Source organism: Sphingomonas sp. (assembly GCF_036387535.1).
In the GTDB taxonomy this organism is placed as follows: Bacteria; Pseudomonadota; Alphaproteobacteria; order Sphingomonadales; family Sphingomonadaceae; genus Sphingomonas_R.
On the sequence record NZ_DASVTO010000116.1, the window covers coordinates 1 to 10687 of the forward strand.

General features: G+C 69.0%; 11 protein-coding genes. 6 read left to right on the plus strand and 5 right to left on the minus strand.

The genetic code is table 11. The features are described from left to right. Positions 1 to 921 (plus strand): ATP-binding protein (locus VF649_RS11035; protein ID WP_331012008.1); only part of this gene is annotated, 921 nt, incomplete at its 5' end. 4 nt (positions 922 to 925) lie between these two features. Continuing rightward, a complete protein-coding gene (locus tag VF649_RS11040) occupies positions 926 to 1315 on the plus strand; it encodes a response regulator (protein ID WP_331012009.1) in 390 nt (129 codons plus the stop codon). On the opposite strand, the gene VF649_RS11045 is transcribed toward VF649_RS11040, so the two are convergent. Then, a complete protein-coding gene (locus VF649_RS11045) occupies positions 1269 to 2393 on the minus strand; it encodes a mechanosensitive ion channel family protein (RefSeq protein WP_331012010.1) in 1125 nt (374 codons plus the stop codon). The two genes, VF649_RS11040 and VF649_RS11045, sit on opposite strands and share 47 nt — an antisense overlap. Positions 2394 to 2609: 216 nt before the next feature. Between VF649_RS11045 and VF649_RS11050 the strand changes: the two genes are divergently transcribed. Continuing rightward, positions 2610 to 4109: a DHA2 family efflux MFS transporter permease subunit gene (locus VF649_RS11050; RefSeq protein ID WP_331012011.1), complete on the plus strand. Its 1500-nt coding sequence runs from the start codon at positions 2610 to 2612 to the stop codon at positions 4107 to 4109. Here the strand turns inward: VF649_RS11050 and VF649_RS11055 are convergent, their stop codons facing one another. Beyond that, positions 4110 to 4889 carry an SDR family oxidoreductase gene (locus tag VF649_RS11055; RefSeq protein WP_331012012.1) on the minus strand — a complete coding sequence of 260 codons (780 nt, stop codon included), beginning with the start codon at positions 4887 to 4889 and terminating at the stop codon, positions 4110 to 4112. Then, on the minus strand, positions 4889 to 6412 hold the full coding sequence (locus tag VF649_RS11060; RefSeq protein WP_331012013.1) for an amidase: 1524 nt from the start codon (positions 6410 to 6412) through the stop codon (positions 4889 to 4891). The genes VF649_RS11055 and VF649_RS11060 overlap by 1 nt, the downstream gene beginning before the upstream one ends. Before the next feature lie 28 nt (positions 6413 to 6440). Between VF649_RS11060 and VF649_RS11065 the strand changes: the two genes are divergently transcribed. Continuing rightward, positions 6441 to 6725 carry a hypothetical protein gene (locus VF649_RS11065; RefSeq protein WP_331012014.1) on the plus strand — a complete coding sequence of 95 codons (285 nt, stop codon included), beginning with the start codon at positions 6441 to 6443 and terminating at the stop codon, positions 6723 to 6725. A gap of 16 nt (positions 6726 to 6741) precedes the next feature. Here VF649_RS11065 and VF649_RS11070 read toward each other — a convergent pair whose 3' ends face one another. Beyond that, entirely contained in the window at positions 6742 to 7344 is a 603-nt protein-coding gene (locus VF649_RS11070) for a helix-turn-helix domain-containing protein (protein ID WP_331012015.1), read from the minus strand. An 89-nt stretch (positions 7345 to 7433) separates the two neighbouring features. On the opposite strand from VF649_RS11070, the gene VF649_RS11075 reads away from it, so the two are divergent. After that, positions 7434 to 7796 carry a hypothetical protein gene (locus VF649_RS11075; protein WP_331012016.1) on the plus strand — a complete coding sequence of 121 codons (363 nt, stop codon included), beginning with the start codon at positions 7434 to 7436 and terminating at the stop codon, positions 7794 to 7796. Between the two features lie 6 nt (positions 7797 to 7802). Here the strand turns inward: VF649_RS11075 and VF649_RS11080 are convergent, their stop codons facing one another. Beyond that, a complete protein-coding gene (locus tag VF649_RS11080) occupies positions 7803 to 9962 on the minus strand; it encodes a histidine kinase dimerization/phosphoacceptor domain -containing protein (RefSeq protein ID WP_331012017.1) in 2160 nt (719 codons plus the stop codon). 156 nt (positions 9963 to 10118) lie between these two features. Between VF649_RS11080 and VF649_RS11085 the strand changes: the two genes are divergently transcribed. Next, a partial coding sequence (locus VF649_RS11085) for a biliverdin-producing heme oxygenase (protein WP_331012018.1) occupies positions 10119 to 10687 on the plus strand: 569 nt, incomplete at its 3' end.

Consider the following 10687-nt stretch of genomic DNA (forward strand, 5'->3'; position numbering starts at 1 on the left):
GGCGGCACCGGGCTGGGGCTGGCGATCGCGCGGCAGATCGTGCGGGCGCATGGCGGCGCGCTGTGGTTCGAACCCCGGCCGGGGGGTGGCGCGCGGTTCCGGTTCTCGATCGACCTGCGCGATGCGGGTGGCGAGCCGCCCCATCTGCTGATCTGTGCCGAGGCGCCGGACGGCGCGCGCCAGTTGCGGGAACTGGCCGAGGCGGGCGGTTGCAGTGCCGATCGCGTCGAGACACCGGCCGATGCGCGCGTCGCGATCCGATCGGCGGCCTATGACGCGGTGCTGATCGATCTGGATGCGGGTGGGCCAGCCGCCGCCCAGTTGCTGGCGCAAATGCAGGATGAGGCGGTGGGCGGATGCCTGCCGATCCCGGTGGTGGCGCGGACGAAGGGCGTGGTGCGCGTCGGTGTCGGCCTGGACCAGGCGGCGTGGAGCCGGATCCGCGAGGCGGACGGCGGCCTGGCCGCGCGGTTGCAGCGGATCATGGAAGGGCTGGGCGACGAAAAGCCGCTGATCGTGCAGATCGACGGCGACGGACGCCTGTTCGATCGCACGGCCGCGGCGTTGCACCCGCAGGCGCGGATGCGGCATGCGCCCGATCTGGCCGCGGTGGACGCGATCCTGCGGCAGGAAAAGCCCGCGCTGATCATCGCGGAACAGGAATTGCCCGACGGGCAGGTGGACGACCTGCTGATCCGGTTGCGCGACTCCGCGGTGCTGCGCGACATTCCGGTCATCCTCTATTCCGCGCGGCCCGTGCCGGCGGCGCGCGAACGGAATGTCGAGGTTGCCGTGATGAAATCGCCGCGGTCGTCGCGGAACCTGGCGGTGGCGGTCGATCGGTTGCTGGCGCGTGCCGGGGTGCCGATCGGCGGCGCGGGCGACGATGCGGGCGTGGCGACGGACGTCATGGCATCATGACGCCATGACCGTGCGGTGGCGCATCCTGCACGTCGAGGATGATCCGGACATCCGGATGGTGACGGGTCTGGCGCTTGGGCTGGATCCGTCGCTGTCGGTGCGGTCCGTGGAGTCCGGCGGCGCGGCGTTGGCGCTGCTGGCGCAGGGGGATTATGTGCCCGACCTGTTGCTGGTCGACGTGATGATGCCGGACATGGACGGCATGCGGCTGATCGCGGAGGCCCGCGCGCTGGATGGGCTGCGATCGGTGCCGGCGATCGTCATGACCGCACGGGCGCGGCCCGGCGACGTCGAACGGTACCGCGCGGCGGGATCGCTGGGGCTGATCGTCAAGCCGTTCGACCCGGTCACGCTGGCGGCGCGGATCCGGGGGATGATGGCGGACGCGGTGTGACCGGCCAGCCGTCACCCGCGGGCATGATGCGGCGCCGCAGGAACGCCTCCGGCATGTCGGCCGCGATATAGGCGAGCAGGGCTTCGCGGACGGCGCAGCGCAGGTCGAAGGCGGTCGGTCCGTCCTTTGCGGTCATCAGCGCGCGGACCTCGATCATGTCCTCCTTCATGTCGGTGACCTGAAGATTGTGGAAGCGCCGGTCCCAGAGCGGATTGCCGTCCATCACCGTCGCCAGATGCGCGCGGAGCCGCGGGATATCGGTCGCGGGATCGAGATAGAGGACGATGCTGCCGAGCAGCTGGGCCGAATCGCGCGTCCAGTTCTGGAAAGGCTGTTCCAGGAATCGCGAGACCGGCACGACCAGCCGGCGATCGTCCCAGATGCGGATGATGACATAGGTGAGCCGGATTTCCTCGATCCGGCCCCATTCATTGTCCAGCACGACGACATCGTCGATCCGGATCGGTTCGGTGAACGCCATCTGGATCCCGGCGATCAGGTTCTTGAGCGCCGGCTGCGCCGCGGCACCCACCGCCAGCGCGGCCAGACCGGCGGACGCGATCAGGGTGACGCCGATCGCCCGCACGCTGGGGATCGACATCAGCATCATGCAGAGCGTCACCACCAGCAGCAGGAAGACGATGATGCGGTGGAGTATGCCGGCGCGCGTGCGTTTCCGCCGCGCGCGAAGGTTGTTTTCGACATTGATGTCGGTCTTCGCGATCAGCACGTCCTGCAGCGCGTTCAGCATCGCGATCAACAGCCAGCCGACCAGCGCCGGTACCGCGAGCCCGACGATGCGCTGCCAGACCGTGGCGGCCGCATCGTTGAGGTCGAGCCCCGGCAGGGCGGCGCTGAGTGCCAGCGCCGCAAATACCCAGCGCAGCGGTTGCGACAGGCGTTCGACGACAATGTCGTCGGTGCTGGTGGGCGTGCGCGCGGCGGCCTTGCGCGCGACCAGCATCATCAGGTGATGGACGAGCAAGGCCGCGATGACCGCGCCGACCATGACGGCCGCCCCGGTCGCGAGATGCAGGGCCGCGCCGTCATAGGGTGCGATCAGCCGCCGGAAATCCATCATGGGCGCCTTCGATTGGTTGTGCGATGCAGCGAAAAAGGGGAACGGGAGAGCGCCGGGGCGGTTCCAATCGCGCAAGCCTTGCCTATCTGGACTGCGGGAAGTCGCCGCCGAACGGGGCGATTTCGCGGCGTGCCGTGTGCGCGGGAGTGTTGATCGACGGAGAGCGCGCATGGATATCACCGCCACCCCCGACCCGCGGCGGGGACCGCCCGCATGAGGTTGCGGCGGCGCGGGCTGGCGTCGATCAATTCGGAAATCCGCGACGGCATCCTGCCGGCCGCCGATGCGGTCGCGCTGGTGCCGAAGGGCGAGGCGGTCGGCGCGCCCAGCACCCAGAATTATCGCCTGATCGCGCTGATCATCGCGTGCGCGCTGTTCATGGAGCAGATGGACGCCACCGTGCTGGCGACGGCGTTGCCGACGATGGCCCGCGATTTCGGGGTGCAGGCGACCGCGATGAGCGCGGCTCTGACCAGCTATCTGCTGGCGCTTGCGATCTTCATCCCCGCCAGCGGGCAGATGGCGGACCGGTTCGGATCGCGGACGATGTTCCGGATCGCGATCCTGCTGTTCATGATCGGATCATTGCTGTGCGGACAGGCGACCAGCCTGCCGTTCATGATCGCCGCGCGGTTCGTGCAGGGACTGGGCGGCGCGATGATGATCCCGATCGGACGGTTGGTGCTGCTGCGCAGTGTCAACAAGGCAGACATGGTGTCCGCCATGTCCTGGCTGATCATGCCGGCGCTGATCGGGCCGATCCTGGGGCCGCCGGTCGGCGGGTTCATCGTGACCTATCTCGACTGGCGCTGGATCTTCTGGCTCAACCTGCCGATCGGGATGCTGGGCGTCGTGCTGGTGACGCGGTTCATCGGCGAGTTTCGCGAGGCGCAGCCGGCGCGGTTCGACGCGCCCGGTTTCCTGTTGTCGGGTGTGTCGCTGGGGTGCCTGCTGTTCGGGTTCGAGATAGCGAGCCGGCCGGGCGAGGCGGCGGTGGGCGCGATCCTGGCGGTGGTCGGGCTGGTCGTCGGGCTGGCCTATATCCGCTATGCCGCGCGGACAGCGGACCCGATCCTGGACCTGTCGCTGATGCGGGTCCCGTCGTTCCGGCTGTCGGTGATCGCGGGATCGCTGACGCGGATCACGCAAGGGGCGCAGCCCTTCCTGCTGCCGCTGATGCTGCAGCTGGGGTTCGGAATGAGTGCGGCGGCGAGCGGATCGATCACGGTCGCCGGTGCGATGGGATCGCTGGCGATGAAGGGACTGGCGCCGCGGCTGCTCCGCCGGTTCGGGTTCCGCCGCGCGCTGGTGACCAACGGGCTGGTGGCGAGCATCGGTTATGCGGTGTGCGGGCTGTTCCGGCCCGACTGGCCGATCGCCGCGATCTTTGCCACGTTGCTGGCGTGCGGGTTCTTCATGTCGTTCCAGTTCACGGCGTACAACACCATCGCCTATGACGAGATCCCGAAGGCGCGGATGAGCGCGGCGACCAGCTTCTATGCTACGTTCCAGCAACTGATGCTGTCGCTGGGCATCTGCATAGGCGCGGCGGCGCTGCATGCGGGCATGCTGGTGTCGGGCACCAGCGTGCCGGCGCTGGCGGATTTCACGATCGCGTTCCTGGTGGTGACGGCGATTTCGGCATCGGCGACGCTGTTCAACCTGCGGTTCGCGCCCGATGCGGGCGCGGACCTGAGCGGGCATCGCGGCTGATCAGGAGGCGCCGCCGCCGCCCGCAAGCGCCGTCATCACCGCCTCCCGCTGTTGCGCCATGCGGCCGATATAGGTGTCGAAATCCGCGACGCGGGCCTGCGCGATCGGCAGCGTCTTGGGATGCGTGGTGATCATGAAGCGTTCGTCGCGGATCGCCTGGAGGGTGACGTCGACCAGCTGTTCGACCGGGATCGCGGTACGGCGGAGATATTCGGCATGTTCGGTCATGCGGGTAAGCACGCCTTCCGGGCAAAGGACCGACACGCGGATGCCGCGCGCGCGGTAGGCGACCGCGAGCCATTCCGCGAACCCCACGGCGGCATGTTTCGTCATCGTGTAGGCGGCACCGAAATGTTCGACCAGCAAGCCCGCGGCGGACGCGGTGTTGAGCAGATAGCCTTCCCCCCGTTCCAGCATGGCCGGCAGGACATGGCGCGCGGCCCAGACATGGCTCATCTGGTTGATGGCGAGTGTGCGTTGCCATTCGGCCTCGTCCGTCATCGGATCGGTGATGCTGGCGATACCCGCATTGGAGCAGAACAGGTCGATGCGCCCCTCCCGCGCCAGGACGTCGGCGACCAGCGCGGCGATCTCCGCCTCCTTTCCCACATCGGCGGGGACGAAGCGGGCGCCGATCCATGTCGCGGCGGCGGACGCCGTGTCGCCAGGTAGGTCGGAGGCGATGACGGTCGCGCCTTCGGCCACGAACCGGGCCGCCAGGCCGTGCCCGATGCCGTTGGCGGCACCGGTGACGACGACGATCTTGTCCTTGAATTCCATCAGTGAACATCCTTGGCAGGCAGGAGGAGGGGGGCGACGCCGGGGCTGGTTTCGACCGATGGGCGGAAGCTGGGCGGGATCGCGCGGTGGCTGGCCTGTTCATAGGCGAAGCCGAGGCCGAGCAGCCGCGCCTCCGACCAGGCCGGGCCGATGAAGGACAGCCCGACCGGCAGGCCGCGCACCGCGCCCATCGGCACGGTCAGGTGCGGATAGCCGGCGACGGCGGCGAGACCGCCCGCGCCGCCGCCGGAAATCTGATCGCCATTGACGCTGTCGATCATCCAGGCGGGCGGCATGGTAGGCGCAACCAGCGCGCTGACCCGGTTCGCCGCGAGCAGGGCATCGATCCCGTCGCGCCCCGCCAGCCGGACGGACAGCGCGCGCGCGGCGATGTAGGCGGGATCGGTGAGGCCCCTGGTCTGCTGCGCCTCCAGGAATGTCTCCTGTCCGAACAGCGCCAGTTCCTGTGCCGCGTGCGCGGTGTTGAAGGCGATGACATCCGCCAGCGTCCGGGTGCGGACCGCCGCCGGCGTGGTCGCCAGATAGGCGTCGAGATCGGCCTTCAGCTCGGTCATCAGGACCGTGTTTTCCGCGGGGCCGATCGCGTCGCGTCCTTTCAGATCGCGGATGTCGACCAGCGTGGCACCCTGCGCCATCAGCACCGCGAGCGCCTGGTCGAACAGCGCGTCCACGGGCGCGGACCAGCCGGTGGCGAAGCGCAGCACACCGATACGGACGCCCTTCAGCGCGGCGGGATCGAGCGCGGCGAGATAGTCGGTGCGATGCGCATCGGCGGCGGCGGTGGCCGGATCGGCGGGGTCGGACCCGGCGATGGCGGTCAGGATGCGCGCGGCGGTGCGGACATCCTTCGTCATCGGGCCGGCCGTATCCTGGCTGTGGCTGATCGGGACGATATGCGTGCGGCTGACGAGACCCACGGTCGGTTTCAGCCCGACGATGCCGTTCAGCGCGGCGGGGCAGGTGATCGAGCCATCGGTTTCGGTGCCGATCGCGGCATCGACCATTCCGGCTGCCACCGCGGCCGCGCTGCCCGAGGAGGAGCCGCAGGGGTTGCGATCCAGCGCATGCGGGTTGCGCGTCTGGCCGCCGACCGCGCTCCACCCCGAAATCGAATGGCCGGAGCGGATGTTCGCCCATTCGGACAGGTTGGTCTTGCCCAGGATGACGGCGCCGGCCGCACGCAGCGACGCGGTGACGGGGGCGTCGCGGCCGGTGACATTGTCGATCAGCGCGAGGCTACCGGCCGTGGTGGGCAGCGGGCCCTTCGCTTCGATATTGTCCTTGAGCAGTATCGGCATGCCGAACAGCGGGCCGCGCGTCCGGCGTTGCCGATCGAGCGCGCGCGCCTGCGCCAGGGCGGTCGGATCGACCGCCAGGACCGCACCGACACGCGGGTTCAACCGGGCGATGCGCGCCAAGGCGGCTTGGGTCGTCGCGGTTGCGGTCTGCGCAGGGGCCGGGGCAGTCGTGGACAGCAGGATGAGCGGGAGCAGAACGCGCATAAGACCCCTTCGGACGGACCGGTGCAGCATGGCGCAGCCGTTCGGGGAAAGCGAGCGGAACGGCGTGGCCCGCGACCGCGTTGGCACCCGGAGGAGACCGATCATGGAAGAGAAGCAGTCGGGTCAGGACCCGCAAGCCGAGCAACGCACGGCGACCGACGCTACGGCGGGGCGGACCCGGCCGATCGACGCGACGGGCGACCTGCCGCCCGATCCGGAGGGTGTGCGCGTGGCCCAGCGCGCGGCCGATGGCGAAGTCGCGACCATGAAAGCGCGTGGCTTCGGCAGTCACAAGGGGACCGAAGCCGATTGAAGTCCGAGTCGGATCCTCAGCGCATGTGCCCGGCGAGCAGCATTTCGGACGATTTGACGAGCGCCTGGGAAGGCCCCTGCGTGGCGGAGGTATGGCGGCTGCCGGCGGCGCCCTCGATCAACAGCAGCAGACCGTCGGCCAGGCCATCCGGATCGGCGATGTCGAGCCGGCGGGCGAGGGTATAGAGGCGGTCGCGCATCGCCGCCTTGCACTGCTGCGATGCATGGCGGGCGGGATGATCCTGTTCGGGAAACTCGACCGCGGCATTTGTGGCGGGACAGCCGCGAAAGGCGGGATCGGCGATATCCGCCGCGAACCCGGCCACGATCGCGCGGATCTGGCCCAGCGGATCATCGGGCAGACGCGCGGCGATCGCATCCCAATTGGCGGCCACGACCTCCATCTGCGTCCGGATGCAGGTGGCGACCAGATCGTCTTTCGACGCAAAGCTGCGATACAGCGTCGGCTTCGTCACGCCGGTCTCGTTAACGATCTCGTCCACGCCGACCGCGCGAATCCCCCGCCGGTAGAACAGCCCGGTCGCAACCTCGCACAGCCGATCGGCGGCCGTGCGGCGGGCGGGTTGCAGCATGTGGCCGACAGGATTTTCGATGGTCATGGGTTGACATCATGTTACCGGTCGGTACGGAAGTCAACGTACCGGTCAGTAACGTCGCCCGGTGAGTCAAGGAACAGGGAACCGGGCTGATGGCCTATCTGAATTTCAGTGAGCTTGCACCGGCCGGCGCGGGCGTGCGCGATGCGGCCATGATCGATCCGGCGGCGCTGGATTCGCGGGCCTGGACCGTGATCCGGCTGGCGCGTCGCGACGGGATGGCCAGCCTGGCGGATCAGCTGCGGTTCGGGCGGTTGCGGGCCATGCTGTTCGGGACGCGGCCGGCGTCGAAGCTGGCTGATCCGCAGCTGGAGGCGGTGCGCCGCGTGGCGGTGCATGCGTGGCAGCATGGCTATGCCGTGCCGGAGCGCGAGGTTGCGGGCTTCCTGTCGGCGGGTCACACGCTGGCGCAGCTGGAGACGCTGGTCACCTGGATCGACGCGCAGCGCGGATGACGCCAATCAGGAATCGGCGATCGGCGCGGCGATGATGATGCGCAGGCCGGGCCGGTTGTCGAGTTCCTCCATCGTACCGGACAGCTGATCGACCATCGCGGCAAGCATGCGCGTGCCGAACCCCTCCCGCGTGCGCGCCTTGCCGATGCCGCGATCGGCGACCACCAGCCGAAAACGATTCTGCCGTTCGTCGAGCGCGATCGTGATCGGGCCGGCTTCTCCGCCATAGGCATATTTGCTGGCGTTGATGACGAGTTCCGTCAGGATCAACCCGATGGTGACCGCCTTGTCCGTCGGGACGAGCACCGGCGCGAGATCCAGATGGATCGCATGCGCGCCCTCATTGCCCATCGATTCGCGGATCTCGCCGCAGAGATCCTCGATATAACGCGCCAGATCGACGGTTTCGACGCGATCGTCGCTGTAAAGCCGGCGGTGGACCAGCGCGACCGCCGACAACCGGCGCTGCGCCTCGTCCAGATGGCCGCTGAGTGTCGGATCGTCGACAGACCGCCCCTGGAGCCGGAGGAAGGCGGAGACGAGCTGCAGGCTGTTTTGAACGCGGTGGTTGACCTCCTTCAGCAGGTAATCCTTCTGCAGCAGCAGCGCCTCCTTTTCGGAGACGGTCGCGGTCAGTTCGGCGTTCAGTTCGCGCAGGCGGCGGTTCTGGCGCGCGTCGACCAGCATCCGGCGGATGCGCGCTGCGGCCTCGATCTCCGCCAGCGTCCAGCGGCGGGCGCGGCCATGCACCGCCTCCCGCCAGGCCGCGAAGGACGCGCGCGGGGTGAGGTGGGCGGCGGGATCGGCGCCGACCGCCTTGTGCGGATTGCCGGCCCAGTTGACGACCTCCACCATCTCCGCCCGCAACCAGATCAAGGTGACGGGATCGTCGCCGGGCAAGGTGACCGCCATCAGCCCGCTGGCGGTATCAATATGGGGCGCGGCGTTGGGCAGCAGCGCGGACAGGTGGTGCGTGGAAAAAGGCTGCGTCCCGGTCCGTTCGCGGAGCCAGCCGGCCAGCATCCGCACCGTATCGCGATCGGGCGTATGCCCCGACAGGATGACGTCGCCGCCCTGCACGGCCGCGAAGCCGTCCGCGGCGAGCAGGCGACGAAGTTCGTCCGCGGTATTGCCCAGGAACGGGGCGAGCATGCTGTTGCCGCCCAGCCGCGCCGCGATCATGTCCTCCGACGCGCGCAGACGAATCCGTTCGCGGTAGGTTTCCGCATCCTCGCGCGCGGTGATCTGCCGCGCGAGGCCGCCGACCAGCGCCTTGCAGAACAGGCGCGCGCGAACGTCCAGCCGGCGGGGCTGGCGATCATGACAGGCGATCAGGCCCCAGAGCACGCCGTCGCGCACGATCGAAACCGACGCCGAGGCCAGCACCCCCATGTTGCGCAGATATTGCAGGTGGATCGGGGACACCGAGCGGATCGCGACGTCGCTCATGTCCGTGGCCGGCATGGCGTCGGATGCGGGGCGAAGCGGGGCGGGGCGGTAGCGAATATCCGGGATCACGCGGACGCGGTTGCGGACATAGAGCGCACGCGCCTGGCGCGGGATGTCGCTGGCCGGGAAATGATGGTTGAGGAAACTGTCGAGCGCCGGATCGCGATCCTCCGCGATCACGACGCCGGTATCGTCGTCGAGAAAGCGATAGACCATGACGCGTTCGAACCCGGTCAATTGCCGGAAGGCGATCGCCGCGCGTTCGGCGAGCGCCCGCAGATCGGTCGCGCGTTCGAACGCGGCGCTGACCGTGTCGAGATCGGTCAGCAGCGCGACGGCATCGACCGGTTGCGAGGTCACCGGTTCGAGTTCGACCAGAATATGGTCGCCCGACCGATGGCAGGACACATCGAACGTCTCCCGCAGGCCGCGATGCTGCGCCAGGACCGCGACGCTGGCGGCGGCGGTGGATGCGCGGCTCGCGTCCGGCCCCAGCAGGTCCGCCAACGGGCGATCGAGCCAGTCGACGGCCAGCCGCCCCTCGATATCGCCCGCGCCGGCGACCACGGTCATGGTGCCGGGATCGACCACCAGCAGCAGTCCGTGCGGCTGAATCGCGCCGGGAATGTGGATCGGTTCCCAATCGCACGACGTGACGTCCGCGCCCAGAGCGGACATGCTGGCGCCGGCCTTCAGATCATGGTCGATTGGACGCACCGCAGTCTCCCTATGGCGTGGGGGATCGGGCGCCGATCGGCGCCGGGTCGGCATGCGTGGAAACGGACGGGGTGCGTCAAGGACGCCAGACACATGGCATGAAGGGAAAAAGCTGATAAACCCAGCCGGTTCCGCCGTTTGCCGAGTTTTTTGCTTATGCCGCCACGTCATCCCGTCCGGTTCTTCCTGCGGGATGCGACTGCGGCCTGTCATGCGCGGGTCGATGCCGCCTATGGCCGGTTCGATCTGGCGGATCGCCGATCCTATGCGGCGTTCCTGACGGCGCATGCGCGGGTGTTGCCGCCGCTGGAGGCCATGCTGGACGCGGCCGCGCTCTGGCCGGAATGGGTGGCGCGCGCGCCGTTCCTGATCCGCGATCTGGCGGCGTTCGGCATTCCCCGGCCCCCTGCGATGACGCTGCCCGCAATTCCCGCCATGTCGACGCCTGCGGAGCGCTGGGGCCTGCTGTATGTGCTGGAGGGATCGCGGCTGGGCGGGGCGATGCTGGCGCGGCAGGTTCCGGGCGACTGGCCGACCGCCTATCTGGCCGCGGCGCACCAGGGCGGCAGCTGGGCGCGATTTGGCGATGCGATCGAGGCGGCGGGCGCGGATGCCGATCCGGCGTGGGGCCAGGCGGTGCTGGCCGGTGCGGAACGCGGGTTCGCGCTGTTCGAACAGGCTGCCCGGATCGAGGAGAATGGCGTGGTGGGCGCGGCAGGGATTGA

Bases quoted from the DNA above. Each gene is read 5' to 3' on its own strand.
- VF649_RS11040 (WP_331012009.1), top strand. From the start codon at position 926: ATGACCGTGCGGTGGCGCATCCTGCACGTCGAGGATGATCCGGACATC.
- VF649_RS11045 (WP_331012010.1), bottom strand. From the start codon at position 2,393: ATGGATTTCCGGCGGCTGATCGCACCCTATGACGGCGCGGCCCTGCAT.
- VF649_RS11050 (WP_331012011.1), top strand. From the start codon at position 2,610: ATGAGGTTGCGGCGGCGCGGGCTGGCGTCGATCAATTCGGAAATCCGC.
- VF649_RS11055 (WP_331012012.1), bottom strand. From the start codon at position 4,889: ATGGAATTCAAGGACAAGATCGTCGTCGTCACCGGTGCCGCCAACGGC.
- VF649_RS11060 (WP_331012013.1), bottom strand. From the start codon at position 6,412: ATGCGCGTTCTGCTCCCGCTCATCCTGCTGTCCACGACTGCCCCGGCC.
- VF649_RS11065 (WP_331012014.1), top strand. From the start codon at position 6,441: ATGGCGCAGCCGTTCGGGGAAAGCGAGCGGAACGGCGTGGCCCGCGAC.
- VF649_RS11070 (WP_331012015.1), bottom strand. From the start codon at position 7,344: ATGACCATCGAAAATCCTGTCGGCCACATGCTGCAACCCGCCCGCCGC.
- VF649_RS11075 (WP_331012016.1), top strand. From the start codon at position 7,434: ATGGCCTATCTGAATTTCAGTGAGCTTGCACCGGCCGGCGCGGGCGTG.